Raw genomic sequence first — 15,495 nt, forward strand, 5'->3', positions numbered from 1 at the left:
GGGCACGAAGGCGCCACCAACCAAACACCGCATGTGTCTTGTTGCGCAGCAAAAAGACCCGCCGATTATGGGGCATGTGGGTACGCAAAAACACGGACTTTGCAGCGCAGGTGCTACAGTTTTTCCTGGGGTTTGCCCGTAGGAGCGGGCGTCGGGTGGTGTTTTCGAGGCTGCAAACTGATCCATAATGGCCGTTGATGCGCCGATTTGCCACCGCTTGCGGGCGCTTTATAAATCCAGCTAAAGACCCGTCCGCTGGCATGACACCACGCCCGGCCTCGTTTTTAGCGATGCCGGGTTTTTTCATGTCCATGCTTGCCACACCCCAATCCATGACGTTCGCTGCGCCCCTGGCCCTGCAGGGCGGGGGCAGCATCCGCGACTATCACCTGAGCTACGAAACCTACGGCCAGCTCAACGCCGACAAGAGCAACGCCGTGCTCATCTGCCACGCGCTCAACGCCTCGCACCATGTGGCGGGCCGCTACGCCGGGCAGGACAAGAGCGAGGGTTGGTGGGACAACATGATCGGCCCGGGAAAGCCCGTTGATACGGAGCGCTTTTTCGTCATCGGCATCAACAACCTGGGCTCGTGCTTTGGCTCGACCGGGCCTATGCATACCAACCCGGACACGGGCCGCATCTATGGCGCGGATTTTCCGGTGGTCACGGTCGAGGACTGGGTCAACGCGCAGGCGCGGCTGCTCGACGCCTTGGGCATCGCGCAGCTGGCGGCGGTGATGGGTGGCAGCCTGGGCGGAATGCAGGCGCTGTCCTGGACGCTGCAGTACCCGCAGCGTATGCGCCACGCCGTGGTGATTGCCAGCGCGCCCAACCTGACGGCGGAGAACATCGCCTTCAACGAGGTGGCGCGCCGCGCCATCGTCACCGACCCGGATTTTCACGGCGGCCACTTCTACCAGCATGGCGTGGTCCCCAAGCGCGGGCTGCGCATTGCACGCATGATTGGCCACATCACGTACCTGAGCGACGACGTGATGAACGAAAAATTTGGCCGCCAGCTGCGCGACGGGCTCGAACCCAAGTACAGCACCCAGGAGATTGAATTCCAGATCGAGAGCTACCTGCGCTACCAGGGCGACAAATTCAGCGACTACTTCGACGCCAACACCTACCTGCTCATCACCCGTGCCCTGGATTATTTCGACCCCGCCCGCCGCCACGGCGCCAGCCTGACGCAGGCGCTGGCGCAAGCGCAGGCCAAGTTCCTGCTGGTGAGCTTTTCCACCGACTGGCGCTTTGCGCCGCAGCGCTCGCGCGAGATCGTCAAGGCGCTGCTCGACAACCGCCGCAGCGTGGCCTACGCCGAGATCGACGCCCCCCACGGCCACGATGCGTTTTTGCTCGAAGACCCGCGCTACATGGGCGTGGTGCGCTCCTATTTTGAGAACATTGCGAAGGAACTGGCATGAGCGACAGCCCCCTCTTGCACGCCATTGCACGCCTGGTGCCCGAGGGCAGCCGGGTGCTCGACCTCGGTTGTGGCGACGGCGCCCTGTTGGCGCATCTGCAGCAGGCGCGCGGCTGCAGCGGTTACGGCGTGGAAATTGACGACGCCAAGGTGCTCGCCTGCGTGCGCCGGGGCGTGAACGTGCTGCAGCTCAACCTTGAAGATGGTCTGGCCATTTTTGAGGACAACAGCTTTGACGTCGTGCTGCAGATCGACACCCTGCAGCACCTGCGCAACGCCGAAGTCATGCTGCGGGAGACGGCGCGCATTGGCCGCGCCGGCATCGTCGCCTTTCCCAACTTTGCGCATTGGCCCAACCGCCTGTCCATCCTGCGCGGACGGATGCCGGTCACGCGCCGCCTGCCCTACCAGTGGTACGACACGCCCAATATCCGCGTCGGCACATTCAAAGATTTTGAAGTGCTCGCCGGCAAAAACCAGCTGCGCCTGCGCGACGCCTTTGGCCTGCAAAACGGGCGCGAAGTGCGCTGGCTGCCCAACGCCCGCGCGGGCACGGCGGTGTTCCACTTCGAGCACGGTTAATGCAGGCGGGCTCCAGGGCCGCAGATGCGGCAAGAAAGTCTGTCCTGGGGCATACTTGAAACGGATTGTTGCTTGTTTTTGGAGGCCGCTTGCAGCTTGATATCGCCACCATGCTGTGGATGATCACCGCGCATTCGGTGGTCATGGCACTGGCCCTGGCCATCGTAGGTTGGGGGCAGCGCCGTGACGGTGTGGCCTGGTGGGGTGCGGGGCTGCTGCTGCACGCGCTGGCTTATGCGCTGTACCTGCAGCGCGGGCGTATGCACGACGCCTGGTCGATTGGCCTGGCCAACGTGCTGCTCGCCAGCACCTTTGTGGCCCTGCTGGCGGCCATCAACCAATTCACCAAACGCCCCGTGCGCAGCCTGGAGATGGCGCTGCCGGTGCTGGCCATGGCGCTCGTCACCTCGATCTGGATCGACAACTACGTGGCCCGGGCGACGACTACCAGTCTGTGCCTGGCATTGCAAATCGGACTGCTGCTGCGCGCCCTGCAATCGCCGGTGCAGCCCATTGGCGGGCGGGGTGTGCGGCTGCTGCGCCTGGCGCTGTGGGGCGAGATGCTGGCGCTGCTCGGGCGCGTGGCCAGCGGCCTGTGGGGGCTGATGCACCCCAGCGGGCTGATGTACAGCGACAGCGGCCAGGCGCTGACCTTTTTCTTCGTCTTCATCACCGTGCTGCTGGCTTCGCTGGGCTTTGTCGTCATGACCAAAGACCGGCTCGACGCCAGCAACCGCCGCCTGGCAACCACCGACGCCCTGACCGGCGTCGCCAACCGGCGCTCCATCATCTTTGCCCTGGACCGGGACGCGGCGCGGGCCAAGCGCGTGGGCGAGCCGCTGGCGGTGATGGTGCTCGACATCGACCATTTCAAGCGCGTGAACGACGAGCATGGCCACCTCGGGGGCGACCAGGTGCTGCGCCACGTCGTCAACGTGCTGTGCGACCGCGTGCGCGCGCAAGACATGGTGGGCCGCTACGGCGGTGAAGAATTTTTGATTTTGCTGCCCGACACCGACCTTGCCGGCGCCCTGGTGCTGGCCGAGCAACTGCGCCAGAGCGTGCAAGACTCGGTCTGCCACTGGCAGGGGCAGGCGCTCTCGGTCACGATCAGCATAGGGGTATTTGCGGGCTTGCTCGAACCGCATGACCGCTGGGATATGCTGATCGACGCTGCCGACCGCGCCATGTACCGGGCCAAGCAAAACGGCCGCAACCGCGTTGAAGTCGAAACGCAGCTGCGCATCCCGGTCGTGGCGCCGCAGGCCATCGACGATCCGCACACCTTCCCCATGTCGCTGCAGTGACCGCCGTGGCGGCGAGCGCCGCCGCGCAGTGCCATGCCACACGCTGCCCAGAGAAACCGTTATGAACCGCCCCCCCGCCGCCCCCTTCACCGTCCCCGCGCTGCACAGCGCCGACGCCCTGGCGCACCTCAGCCGCCGCTGGGACGAGGACATCGTGCCCCAGCTGCACGACTACATCCGCATCCCCGCCAAATCGCCCCTGTTCGCACCCGACTGGCAGCAGCAGGGCCTGCTCGATACCGTGCTGCGCAACGCCGCCGACTGGGTGCAGGCGCAAAAAGTCGCCGGCCTGCAGCTCGAAATCGTGCGCCTGCCCGGGCGCACGCCGGTGCTGTTTTTTGAAATTGCGGCGCACAACCACCCCGGTAGCCAAACCGTGCTCATGTACGGCCACCTGGACAAGCAACCCGAGTTTGACGGCTGGCGCGCAGGGCTGGGCCCCTGGACGCCGCACTACGAAGACGGCAAGCTCTACGGTCGGGGCGGCGCCGACGACGGCTACGCGGTGTACGCCAGCATCGCCGCCGTGCAAGAGCTGCAGCGCCAGGGCGTGGCGCACCCGCGCATCGTCGGCCTCATCGAAACCGGCGAGGAAAGCGGCTCGCAAGACCTGCTGCCCTACATCGACGCCTTGAAGAGCCGCCTGGGCGACGTCGGCCTGGTCGTCTGCCTGGACTCGGGCGCGGGCAACTACGACCAGCTGTGGCTCACCACCAGCCTGCGCGGCATGGCCAGCGGCACGCTCAAGGTGCAAATCCTGACCGAAGGCATCCACTCGGGCGACGCCTCGGGCCTGGTGCCGTCGAGCTTTCGCATCATGCGCCAGGTGCTCGACCGGCTCGAAGACGCGGCCACGGGCCGCCTGCTGCCGGCGAGCTTTCATTGCTCCGTGCCACCCGAGCGCGCAGCGCAGGCGCGGGCCACGGCCGCCATCCTCGGGCGCGATCTGTTCAAAAGCTATCCCTGGGCGCACAGCGACTGCGGCGGCGCCAGCACCCTGGCCCTGCCCACCACCGACGACCCGGCGCAGGCGCTCTTGCGCCGCACCTGGGAGCCGACCCTGTCGGTCACCGGCGCCGAGGGCCTGCCCGCGCTGCGCGACGCGGGCAACGTGCTGCGCCCCTACACCGCCTTCAAGCTCAGCCTGCGCCTGCCGCCGTTGGTGGACGCCGCCGCCGCCGTGCAAGAGCTCAAAACCCTGCTCGAAGACAACGCCCCCTACCAGGCGCGCGTCACCTGGGAGAGCGAAGGCGCGGCCAACGGCTGGAACGCCCCCGCCGAAGCCCCCTGGTTCGAGCAGGCGCTGCAAAGCGCCAGCCAGGCGCAGTTTGGCGCCGGCCTGGGCTACATCGGCCAGGGCGGCACCATCCCGCTCATGAACATGCTCAGCCAGGGCTTTCCCAAGGCGCAAATGATGGTCTGCGGCGTGCTCGGCCCCAAGAGCAACGCCCACGGCCCGAATGAATTCCTGCACGTGCCCTACGCCAAGCGCCTGACCGCCGCCGTCGCCCAGGTCATCGCCGCCATGCCGTAATTTGCATGTTTTATGCCGCTAGCCCTTTGTGGGCAAGCGCAAGCAGCTCCTTTTTTGATAGTAAATCGTTTCCCGTTCCTGCGCCCGGCTGGCCACTGGCTGCTGCTGTGTGCCGGCAGCGGCGCGCTCGCCGTGCTGCTGCAGGCGCTGCACCTGCCCGCCGCCGTGCTGCTGGCCTGCATGGTCTGTGCCGTGCTGCTGGCCGTGCGCGGCGCGCAGCTGGCGCTACCGGCCTGGGGTTTTAACGCCGGGCAGGCGCTGCTCGGCTGCCTCATGGCGCAAAGCCTGCAGCCGCGCCAGCTCGCTGCCGTGTGGGCCCACGCGCCGCTGTTCCTGGGCGCCACCCTGCTGCTGATTGGCGCCAGCACCCTGCTGGGCTGGTGGCTCATGCGCCGCCAGGTCATGCCCGGCAGCACCGCGCTGTGGGGCATGACGCCCGGCGCCTCCGCTGCCATGGTGGTGCTCGCCGGCCAGTACGGCGCCGATATGCGCCTGGTGGCCTTCATGCAGTACACGCGGCTGCTGCTCATCACCCTGGTGGCGGCGCTGGTCAGCCGCGCCGTGCTGGGCGAGGCGCCCACTGCCGCGCCCGCCGCCATCGCCTGGTGGGGCCAGCCCAGTGCCGCTGGCCTGGGCTGGACGGCGGCGCTGGTGCTGCTGGGCACGCTGCTGGCGCCGCGCCTGCGCCTGGCCGGTGGCGCCATGGTGCTGCCGCTGCTGGGCGCCGTGCTGCTGCAAAACCTGTGGGGCCAGGCGCCCGCGCTGCCGCCGGCGCTGATGCTGCTGTCCTACGCCAGCCTGGGCTGGAGCGTGGGCCTGCGCTTTACGCGCGCCATCCTGCGGCACGCGCTGCGCACCCTGCCGCAGGTGCTGCTGTGCACGCTGCTGCTGATGCTCGTCGGCCTGGCGACGGGCGCGGTGCTGCACTGGGCCACGGGCCTGGATGCGCTCAGCGCCTTCCTCGCCACCTGCCCCGGCGGTGCGGACTCGATGGCCGTGATCGTTGCCGGCAGCGCGGTCGATACCGGCTTCGTCATGGCCATGCAGCTGGCGCGTTTTCTGCTCGTGCTGCTCATCGGCCCGGCGCTGACGCAGCGCGTGGCCAGGGCGTGCGGGCTGTAGCGCGGTCGGCCCACGCCCACAAGCACAATAGCGGGCCTGTGACCGGCCCCGCGCCCCTTTTTGTCTGTTTGTTATGCCCACCCTCGACTGGCTCAACCGCCCTGCTGCCTTTGCCACCGCCGCCCAGGTGCCTTACCGCCTGCTCGAACCCGTATCCACCCATGGCGACGCGGCGGCGGCCCAAGACAACCTGCTGATCCAGGGCGACAACCTGGAGGCCCTCAAAGCCCTGCTGCCGTTCTACCGGGGCCAGGTCAAGTGCATCTTCATCGACCCGCCGTACAACACCAAGAGCGCCTTCGAGCACTACGACGACAACCTGGAGCACAGCCAATGGCTGTCGATGATGCTGCCGCGCCTGCAGCTGCTGCGGGAGTTGCTGAGCGAGGACGGCTCGATTTGGGTGACCATCGACGACAACGAAGGGCATTACCTCAAGGTGCTGATGGATGAGGTGTTTGGGCGGGGGAATTTTGTGGCGGATATTTCCTGGCACAAGCGTGTCAGCCCCGCTAATGACGCACGCTATTTCAGCGGTGACCATGACCATGTGCTGGTGTACGCCAAGAGCAAATCACAATGGCAGCCCCGCCGGTTGCCGCGCAGCCAGGAGCAGACGCGGTACTACACCAACCCTGACAACGACCCGCGAGGCGACTGGAACTCCGCCGCCTACACCTGTGCGAAAACCGCCGATGAACGCCCCAATCTGTACTACCCCCTGATTCACCCGCGAACCGGCCAGGAGGTATGGCCCAAGCGCACCCGCGTCTGGGCCTATTCGCAAGAAGCGCATGCACAACATCTGCGCGACGGGATGCTGTACTGGGGTGTAGATGGCAATGCCAACACTCCCCGGATCAAAAAATTTCTCACCGATTCCGGCGATGTAGTGCCCCGATCCATTTGGGCGCATAGCGAATCCGGGCACAACCAAGAGGCCATGCTAGAAGGGCTGGCGTTGTTTGCCGAAGACCGTTTCGGCACACCAAAACCCGAACGCTTGCTCCAACGCATCCTGCACATCGCCACCCACCCTGGCGACCTCGTCCTCGACAGCTTCCTCGGCTCCGGCACCACCGCCGCCGTCGCGCACAAGATGGGCCGCCGCTGGATCGGCATCGAAATGGGCGAACACGCCGCCACGCACTGCCTGCCGCGCCTGCAAAAAGTCATTGCGGGCGAGCCGGGTGGCATCAGTCAGGCCGTGGGCTGGCAGGGCGGCGGCGGCTTTCGCTTCTGCGCCCTGGGCGCGCCCATCTTCGACGCGCACGGCTGCATCCACCCGCAAGTGCGCTTCGCCACCCTGGCGGCCTTCGTCTGGCAGCAGGAAACCGGCCAGGCATTTGACCCCGCCCAGGGCCGACCGGGCACGCCCTGGCTGGGCACGCACTCCGTTTTTGATAGCTGCTCGCGCTTGCCAGATGAGGGCCAGCAGCCCATTTCATCAGAAATTCCACCGCAGCCCATCCTGCGCAGCCGCAGCGCCTACTACCTGCTGTTCAACGGCATCCTGGGCGACAAGCGCCCGGCCAGCGGCAACGTGCTCACGCGCGCCGTGCTCGAAACCCTGCTGGAGCTGCACGCCCGCACGCCGCACCCGCAGGCCCCGCTGGTGGTCTATGGCGAGGCCAACCGCCTCGGCCCCGAGACGCTGGCGCGTGCGCGGGTGACCTTCAAGCACATTCCGTACGACGTGAAGGCGAGGTGAGGCCATGGACGATTTCGCCACGGCAGCCGATCTCCAGCAGTGGCTGCGCGCGCACTTTCCGAGGGAAAACGAGCGCCACGAGTGGAAGGAATGGCGCGCGCTCAAGTCCAACATCTCGGGCCGCAAGGGTGACGACCTGGTGTCTTATGTGAGTGCCCTGGCCAACATGGAGGGCGGCTGCGTGGTGATCGGCGCCCAGGACAAGACCTTGGCGCCCACGGGCATCCAGGACTTTGCCGACTACACGCTGGAAAACGTGGTGCACCGCGTGCTGGGCAAGACGCCGGGCCTGCCCTCCATGGGGCTGCACGTGCAGGAGCTGCGCGCCACTGACACCGGCGCCGTGGTGTGGCTGGTGCATGTGCCGCGCCACGCGCCGCGCGAGCTGGTGCTGGCGCACGACCAGGCCTGGCAGCGCGATGGCGACAGCCTGGTGCCGCTGCGCGAGGATCGGCGCCGCGCCATTCTGGCCGAACACCTGCAGGGTGAGGACTGGAGCGCCGCCGTGGTGCCCGGTGCTACGCTGGCCGACCTCGATGAAGCCGCGATTGCCAAGGCGCGTGAAAAATATTTTGAAAAGCACCAACGCGAACCCTGGGCAGCGCAGATACCGCAGTGGAGCACCGAAAAGCTGCTGGACAAGATCGGCCTGACGATTCACGGGCGCATCACCCGCGCCTGCCTGTTGCTGCTGGGCCTGCCCGAGCGCGCCACGGCGCTGCTGTCGCCGCACCCGGCGGAAATCACCTGGAAGGTGGCGGCGGAGCGGGTGGCGGAGCACTTTCACCCGCCTTTCCTGCTCACCACCACCGATGTGGCGCAGCGCGTGCGCAACCCCAACATCAAGCTGTTCCCGGCCAATGAGCTGCTGGCCGTGACCTTGCCGCGCTACGACACCCACACGGTGCTGCTCGAAGGCCTGCACAACTGCCTGGCGCACCAGGACTATGCCCAGGGTGGGCGCGTCGTGGTGGAGGAGTCCACCGGGTTGGTGCGCATGATCAACCTGGGGGGCTTCTTCGATGGCCAGCCCGACGAGTACGCCAGCGGTGCGCGCACGCCCGAGCGCTACCGCAACGAGCGCCTGGCCAAGGTCATGGCCGAGGTGGGCATGATCGACAAGGTGGGTTTCGGCATCCATGACATGGTGCTGGCGCAGCGGCGGCGCTTTTTGCCGCTGCCGGATTACGAGGGCTCGTCCCCGTTGCGCACGGTGTTCAACGTCTACGGGCAGCAGATCGACGAGAACTACAGCCATTGGCTGATGGAGCGCACCGACCTGCCCATCGAACAGGTGTTGTGGCTCGACCGGGTGCAAAAAAAGCACAAGCTGGATGCAGCCCAGGTGGCGCAATTGCGGCGGGCGGGTTTGATCGAGGGGCGCAGCCCCCACCTGAACATCTCGGCCCAATTGGCGGTTGCCACGGGGCAGGAGGTGGCGTACCTGAACCAGCGCCGCCCGGATGCGCAGGACTACCAGGCTGCCTTGTGCAAGCTGCTGGCCCTGGGGCCGCAACCGCGCGCCAAGATCGATGAACTGCTGCTGCCCAAGCTGCAACTGTGGATTCCAGAGCTGGCCCAGCGCAAGGAATACGTCCGAACCCTCCTCAAGGACATGTCCAAGGAAGGGCGTATCCAGAACATTGGCGGCAAAACCAAGGCGGCCCGGTGGGCGCTGGCGCCGGGCGGCACCACACCCAATGACCACCAATGACCACCCATCGCCACCCAATCAAACCCAGGTTTCTCCCAATGAAATTCTGAAAAATCATTTCATATCAATGGGTTGCATTTGGGAAAGTCTTTGCTCTTGTTCCAATCTTCCCTAATCTTTCCCTAATCCATGACCTTCCTCACCCTCAAAACCTACCAGGAACAGGCGCTTGCCACCCTGTCCACCTACGCCCAGGCCGCGCGCCTGCAGGGTGCGGCGCAGGCGTTCGCGCAGCCAGCGGGGCGGCCCTACCAGGCGGGGGCCTTTGGCCGCGTGCCCTGCGTGTGTCTGCGCATTCCCACGGGCGGCGGCAAAACGGTGCTGGCCGCGCACGCCGTGCCGCTCTTGGCGCGCGACTGGGCGGCGGTGGATGCGCCGGTGGCGCTGTGGCTGGTGCCCAGCGACGCGATTCGCACGCAAACCTTGAAGAGCCTGCAAACGCCCGGCCACCCCTACCGCGCGGCGCTGGTCGAAGCCTATGGCGAGGGGCTGCAGGTGTGCACGCTCGATGAGGTGGCGCAGATTGCCCCGCCCGACTGGGGCCGGCGCGCCGTGGTGGTGGTGGCCACCATCCAGAGCTTTCGCGTGGAGGACGCGGGGCAGCGCAATGTCTACAGCTTCTCTGAAGCGTTCGAGCGCCACTTCAAGGGCGTGGAGGAGCGCGCCCTTGCTGCCTTGCGCGATCTGCCCGATGCCCTGGTCACGCCCGAGGACGTGGCGCGCGATACCACTGGCGTGCTGGCGGGCTTTGCGGGCCAGCCGCGCTGGAGCCTGGCCAACTGGCTGGCGCTGCACGCGCCCCTGGTCATCGTGGACGAGGCGCACAACACCAAGACGGACAAGAGCTTCACCGCCCTGCAGCGCCTGAACCCCGCGTTCATCCTGGAGCTGACGGCCACGCCCCTGCCCGCGCAGACCAATGTGCTCTACCACGTGAGCGCGCAGCAGCTCGCCGCCGAGGACATGATCAAGCTGCCCATCGTGCTTGCCGAGCACCGCGAGGGCTGGCCCGCCGCCGTGTTTTCCGCCGTGCAGACGCAGCGCCAGCTGGAGGCCGAGGCGCTCAAGGACGAGGCCGCCGGTGCCGGTTATGTGCGCCCCATCGTGCTCTTTCAGGCGCAAAACGCGGGCGAGGAAATGCCGCCCGAGCAGCTGCGCGACTATCTGGTGGGTGAACTGAAATTGCCCGCCAACCAGATCGTGGTGGCCACGGGCACGCAGCGCGGGCTCGACGACGTTCATCTTGCCGCACGCGACTGCCCGGTGCGCTACGTCATCACCGTGCAGGCGCTGCGCGAGGGCTGGGACTGCCCCTTTGCCTACGTGCTGTGCAGCCTGCAAAAACTCAGCAGCGCCACGGCGGTGGAGCAGCTTTTGGGCCGGGTGCTGCGTATGCCCTACGCGGCGCAGCGTGGGCGCGCGGCGCTCAACCACGCCTACGCCCACGTGTGCGCAGCGGAGTTCTCGCAGGCGGCGCACGCGTTGGCGGATCGGCTGATCGAGCACATGGGTTTTGAGGCGCTGGACGTGGCCAGCATGGTGGCGCCGCTAGGCAGCCTGCCGCTGTGGGATGGATTGGATGAAAATTCCGCTCCAGCGCCCGCACAGCAAGCGCCAATAGCTACTCATTTTGTAGCAATTGAACCCACGCCGCAGCTGCTCGCCCAGCCTGGCGTGCAAGCCCTGCCCGATGGTGCGGGCCTGCGCGCCGTGGCGCACATCGGCGCCGATACCGAAGCCCTGCTGCTGGCCCAGGTGCGTGGCGCCAAAAAGCAGGAACAACTGCGCCAGCAGGTGGCGCAGCACAACGCGCTGCTGGCGGCGCAAAACGCGCCCGCCACCCACGGCCAGCCGTTTGCACCCCTGCCGCGCCTGGCCTACCGCCTGGACGCCCAGGCGCCGCTGTGGCCGCTGGAGCGCGAAGCCGTGCTGGAGGCGGTGGAGGTCGATTGGCTCGCGCCCGCTGCCGTGCAACTGCCCAGCCAGCAGTTGGTGCAGGAGCCCGATCTGTTCGAGATTGGCATGGACGGCCAGCGATTGAGCCTGCGCCTGGCCGACGGCGCGCAAATGCCCATGGACTGGCACACGAGCAGCATCGACGCCCAGACACTGGTGGGCTGGCTGGACCAATCCTTGTTCAAGGCGCTGGCCGACCTGACCCAGGCCCAGCGCCGCGCCTGGCTGGCGGCGGTGGTGAACCACCAATTGCACGCCTGCGGCGTACCGCTGGTGGCGCTGGCGCAGGGGCGCTTTCGGCTGGCACGGGCCATCGAGCACCACGCCGCCGATCTGCGCCAAAGCGCGGCGCAGCGCGCCTTCCGGCAAAAGGTATTGGGCGAAGGGGATGCCGCAGGCACCTGGCTGGTGGAGCCCGATTGGGCGCAGCCCCATGTCTTCGAGCTCAGCCGCTACCCCGCACCGGCGGCCACGCGCTACACCGGGCGCTACCGCTTTGCCAAACATTACTTTCCGGTGCTGGCGGATTTGAAGGACGGCGGCGAGGAGTTTGCCTGCGCCCAGCTCATCGACCGCCACCCGCGCGTGCGCCACTGGGTGCGTAACCTGGATACTGCCCCCTGCGGTTTTGCCCTGCCCACCTCGCGCGGGCGCTTTTTTGCCGACTTTGTGGCCGAGCTGGTCGATGGCCGGGTGGCGCTGCTCGAATACAAGGGCGCGCATTTGCAAAACGACCCGTATGAAATCGAAAAAAGCCAGGTGGGTGCGCTGTGGGCGCGCAAGAGCGGCGGGCGCGCACTGTTTGGCTGGCTGACCCAGCAGGCGCTGGCGCAGCAGCTGGACGCGGTGCTGGCGCCGGGCGCCGGCTAAAAAACCGTACGATGGTCCCCTTTTCTTTTCGCTTCCATTCCCATGTCCGCCTCCCAACTGACGACTTTCACCGCCAGCGATGGTGAGAACCTGGCCCTGCAGGACTGGCCCGGCGAGGGCGCGCCGCGCGCCACCGTGCTGCTGGTGCATGGCCTGGGCGAGCACGCCGGGCGCTACGACGCGCTGGCGCAGCAGCTCAACGCCTGGGGCTACGCGGTGCGCGGCTACGACCAGTACGGCCATGGTGAATCGAGCGGGCCGCGCGGCGCTCTGAACCACCCGCAGCGCCTGCTGGCCGATCTGGCCGATGTGGTCGATGCCACCCGGGCGCGCATGGCCGAGGGCGAAAAACTCGTGCTGCTCGGGCACAGCATGGGCGGCCTGGTGGCGGCGGCCTTCGTCGCCCAGGGGCTGCGCGCGGTCGATGCGCTGGTGCTGTCGTCCCCGGCCTTCGATCCCCGTCTGAGCGCCTGGCAGCGCTGGCTGCTCGGCTGGTTGCCGCAGCTGCTGCCGCAGTTGCGCCTGGGCAATGGGCTGGCGGCGCGCTACCTCTCGCACGACGCGGCGGTGGTGGCGCGCTACGAGAGCGACCGCCTGTGCCACGACCGCATCAGCACGCGCCTGGCGCAGTTCATCGCCCAAACCGGGCCGGCCACCGTGGCCGCCGCGCACCGCTGGCAGGTGCCCACGCTGCTGCTGTGGGCTGGGGACGACCGCATGGTCAACCCCGCCGGCAGCCGCGCCTTTGCCGCTGCCGCCCCGCGCGGCGTGGTGCAGGCGCATGAATTTGCGCCGCTGTACCACGAGTTGTTCAATGAAAGCCCGGAGCTGGCCGAGCCCGTGCTGGAAATGCTGCAGCGCTGGCTGCAAAAAACCATCAAATCAGCCGCAAACGATTGATGGATAAGCGTGAGTAGCTATCAAATTAATAGCGTTTTGGCGCATAGCTGAAGCCCAAAATCCCAGGGGCGGCGTGGGGTATTGTGGTGCGCCGTTGACCCACATCATGGCGTGCCAGCGTCCATCTGGCTAAGGTGCGCCCCCATGCGCGGCGCGTGGACGCCGCGCCGAGGAAACCACGTGACCGACACCGCTACCACCCTGGAGCGCCCCGCAGCGGGCGCCTCCAGCGCCAGCGCCCCCGCACCCGGCGCTGCGCAACGCTCCCCCGAACTCGTGTGCCCCGCTGGCAGCCTGCCGGCGCTGAAAAACGCCATCGACGGCGGCGCTGATTGCGTCTATCTGGGCCTGCGCGACGCGACCAATGCGCGCAACTTCGCCGGCCTGAATTTTGACGAAAAAGCCATCCAGGAAGGCATTGCCTACGCCCATGCGCGTGGCCGCAAGGTGCTGCTGGCGCTCAACACCTACCCGCAGGCGGGCAACCCCGCGCCCTGGCGCGCTGCCGTCGATCGCGCCCATGCCTGGGGCATTGACGCCATCATCCTGGCCGACCCGGGGCTGATGCGCTACGCCTGCGACAAGTACCCCGACCTGCGCCTGCACCTGTCGGTGCAAGGCTCGGCCACCAACCACGACGCCATCAACCTGTACCACCAGCAGTTCAACATCCAGCGCGCGGTGCTGCCGCGTGTGCTCTCGCTCGAGCAGGTCAAGCAGGTGGTGCAGCGCACGCCCGTTGAGATCGAAGTGTTTGGCTTTGGCAGCCTGTGCGTGATGGTCGAGGGGCGCTGCGCGCTCTCCTCGTACGCCACGGGCGAGTCGCCCAACACGCACGGCGTGTGCTCGCCGGCCAAGTTCGTGCGCTGGAAAGAGACGCCGAGCGGCGTCGAATCGCGCCTGAACGGCGTGCTCATCGACAAGTACGGCCAGGGCGAGAACGCCGGCTACCCCACGCTGTGCAAAGGCCGCTTTGACGTGGGGGACGAGAGCAACTACTACGCGCTCGAAGAGCCCACCAGCCTGAACACGCTCGAACTCTTGCCGCAGCTGGTGAAGATGGGCGTGTGCGCCTTCAAGATCGAAGGCCGCCAGAGGAGTCCGGCCTACGTCGCGCAGGTCACCAAGGTGTGGCGCGAGGCGATTGACCACTGCATGGCGCAGGGCCATTTGTACGCGCCCAAGACGGCCTGGATGGCCAGCCTCGACCAAGTGGCCGAAGGCCAGCAGCACACCCTGGGGGCCTACCACCGGCCCTGGAAGTGAAGCCTCCAATGCCTCTTTGCTCCCCTCCTCCTCTGGGGGAGAGCACCTTCTTGCTCCCTCCCCCTCTGGGGGAGGGTTGGGGTGGGGGCCAGCGGAGCAAGCCTCACCGCTGCGCTGCAACGAGCCGCCCCCATCCCAACCTTCCCCCAAGGGGGGAAGGAGCCATACCCCGAATACCGAAAGCCTTGCCATGAAACTCGCCCTGGGCCCGCTGCAGTACTACTGGCCGCGCAGCACCGTTTTTGATTTTTACCAAGCCATGGCCGAAACCGCCGTGGACATCGTTTACCTGGGCGAAGCCGTGTGCTCGCGCCGCAAGGAGCTGCGCCAAAGCGACTGGATCGACATCGCCCGCATGTTGCGTGACGCGGGCAAGGAGCCGGTGATGTCCACCATGGTGCTGCTCGAATCGACCAGCGACGTGGCCGACATGCACAAAATCGTGCGCGACGAGGCGTTTTTGATTGAAGCGGGCGACATGGGTGCGGTGCAAAACCTGGCGGGCAAGCGTGCTTTCGTCGCCGGGCCGCAGCTCAACATCTTCAACGCCGACACCCTGGCCTGGATGGCCGGCCTGGGCGCCACGCGCTGGGTCATGCCGCTGGAGATGAAGCACAGCGACCTCGCCGCCATCCTGGCGCACAAGCCCGCCGGCCTGCAGACCGAAGTCTTTGCCTATGGCCGGATGCCGCTGGCGTTCTCGGCACGCTGCTTTACGGCGCGCCACTACAACCTGCCCAAGGACGACTGCGGTTTTCGCTGCATCGAGCACCCCGACGGCCAGCTGCTGCAAACGCGCGAAAAAGAAAGCTTTTTGGTCATTAACGGCATCCAGACGCAGTCGGCCAAGGTACACAACCTGCTGGGCGACGTGCCCCAGCTCGCCGCCCTGGGCGTGGACGTGCTGCGCCTGTCGCCGCAGTCGCAGCACATGGACAAAATCGTTGCCGCCTTCGATGCTGCGCGCCACCACCAGGCCCCGGCCCTGTCCACGCTGCGCCCCTTCATGCCCGAAGAACCCTGCAACGGGTATTGGCATGGAAAACCCGGCCTCGATCTGGTAGAACCCGCCTTGTCCTGACGTTTTTTGCAAGGATTGCC

At 66.9% G+C, this 15,495-nt stretch carries 11 protein-coding genes; all 11 read left to right on the forward strand.

Translation table 11 applies throughout. The features are described from left to right. Positions 1–305 precede the first annotated feature (305 nt). Positions 306–1,433, forward strand: a complete 1,128-nt coding sequence (locus G7045_RS00005) for a homoserine O-acetyltransferase (protein WP_166155518.1) — start codon at positions 306–308, stop codon at positions 1,431–1,433. After that, positions 1,430–2,014 carry a methionine biosynthesis protein MetW gene (metW, locus tag G7045_RS00010; protein ID WP_166155521.1) on the forward strand — a complete coding sequence of 195 codons (585 nt, stop codon included), beginning with the start codon at positions 1,430–1,432 and terminating at the stop codon, positions 2,012–2,014. Before G7045_RS00005 ends, metW begins: the two co-directional genes overlap by 4 nt. 110 nt (positions 2,015–2,124) lie before the next feature. Beyond that, positions 2,125–3,321, forward strand: a complete 1,197-nt coding sequence (locus G7045_RS00015; RefSeq protein WP_166160301.1) for a GGDEF domain-containing protein — start codon at positions 2,125–2,127, stop codon at positions 3,319–3,321. A 61-nt stretch (positions 3,322–3,382) separates the two neighbouring features. Then, the gene (locus tag G7045_RS00020; protein ID WP_166155524.1) at positions 3,383–4,855 is read left to right on the forward strand and encodes a M20/M25/M40 family metallo-hydrolase; all 1,473 of its coding nucleotides are present in this window, start codon (positions 3,383–3,385) and stop codon (positions 4,853–4,855) included. Positions 4,856–4,909: 54 nt separating this feature from the next. Next, on the forward strand, positions 4,910–5,977 hold the full coding sequence (locus tag G7045_RS00025) for an AbrB family transcriptional regulator (protein ID WP_166155527.1): 1,068 nt from the start codon (positions 4,910–4,912) through the stop codon (positions 5,975–5,977). Positions 5,978–6,050: 73 nt separating this feature from the next. Continuing rightward, entirely contained in the window at positions 6,051–7,688 is a 1,638-nt protein-coding gene (locus tag G7045_RS00030) for a site-specific DNA-methyltransferase (RefSeq protein WP_166155530.1), read from the forward strand. A 4-nt stretch (positions 7,689–7,692) separates the two neighbouring features. After that, on the forward strand, positions 7,693–9,402 hold the full coding sequence (locus tag G7045_RS00035; protein WP_166155533.1) for an ATP-binding protein: 1,710 nt from the start codon (positions 7,693–7,695) through the stop codon (positions 9,400–9,402). Positions 9,403–9,531: 129 nt separating this feature from the next. Continuing rightward, positions 9,532–12,228 (forward strand): DEAD/DEAH box helicase family protein, encoded by a 2,697-nt coding sequence (locus tag G7045_RS00040; protein WP_166155536.1) that lies wholly within the window; start codon positions 9,532–9,534, stop codon positions 12,226–12,228. A 42-nt stretch (positions 12,229–12,270) separates the two neighbouring features. Further along, positions 12,271–13,128: an alpha/beta hydrolase gene (locus G7045_RS00045; RefSeq protein WP_166155539.1), complete on the forward strand. Its 858-nt coding sequence runs from the start codon at positions 12,271–12,273 to the stop codon at positions 13,126–13,128. A gap of 144 nt (positions 13,129–13,272) precedes the next feature. Beyond that, a complete protein-coding gene (locus tag G7045_RS00050; protein WP_370521668.1) occupies positions 13,273–14,394 on the forward strand; it encodes a peptidase U32 family protein in 1,122 nt (373 codons plus the stop codon). Between the two features lie 190 nt (positions 14,395–14,584). Further along, positions 14,585–15,475 (forward strand): U32 family peptidase, encoded by an 891-nt coding sequence (locus G7045_RS00055; RefSeq protein ID WP_166155542.1) that lies wholly within the window; start codon positions 14,585–14,587, stop codon positions 15,473–15,475. The last annotated feature ends 20 nt before the right edge of the window (positions 15,476–15,495 follow it).

Source organism: Acidovorax sp. HDW3 (genome assembly GCF_011303755.1).
Classification (GTDB): Bacteria; Pseudomonadota; Gammaproteobacteria; order Burkholderiales; family Burkholderiaceae_C; genus Paenacidovorax.

What these genes read in the sequence shown, in the direction of transcription:
- G7045_RS00005 (WP_166155518.1), top strand. Translation starts at nt 306, where the DNA reads ATGTCCATGCTTGCCACACCCCAATCCATGACGTTCGCTGCGCCCCTG.
- metW (WP_166155521.1), top strand. Translation starts at nt 1,430, where the DNA reads ATGAGCGACAGCCCCCTCTTGCACGCCATTGCACGCCTGGTGCCCGAG.
- G7045_RS00015 (WP_166160301.1), top strand. Translation starts at nt 2,125, where the DNA reads ATGCTGTGGATGATCACCGCGCATTCGGTGGTCATGGCACTGGCCCTG.
- G7045_RS00020 (WP_166155524.1), top strand. Translation starts at nt 3,383, where the DNA reads ATGAACCGCCCCCCCGCCGCCCCCTTCACCGTCCCCGCGCTGCACAGC.
- G7045_RS00030 (WP_166155530.1), top strand. Translation starts at nt 6,051, where the DNA reads ATGCCCACCCTCGACTGGCTCAACCGCCCTGCTGCCTTTGCCACCGCC.
- G7045_RS00035 (WP_166155533.1), top strand. Translation starts at nt 7,693, where the DNA reads ATGGACGATTTCGCCACGGCAGCCGATCTCCAGCAGTGGCTGCGCGCG.
- G7045_RS00040 (WP_166155536.1), top strand. Translation starts at nt 9,532, where the DNA reads ATGACCTTCCTCACCCTCAAAACCTACCAGGAACAGGCGCTTGCCACC.
- G7045_RS00045 (WP_166155539.1), top strand. Translation starts at nt 12,271, where the DNA reads ATGTCCGCCTCCCAACTGACGACTTTCACCGCCAGCGATGGTGAGAAC.
- G7045_RS00050 (WP_370521668.1), top strand. Translation starts at nt 13,273, where the DNA reads ATGCGCGGCGCGTGGACGCCGCGCCGAGGAAACCACGTGACCGACACC.
- G7045_RS00055 (WP_166155542.1), top strand. Translation starts at nt 14,585, where the DNA reads ATGAAACTCGCCCTGGGCCCGCTGCAGTACTACTGGCCGCGCAGCACC.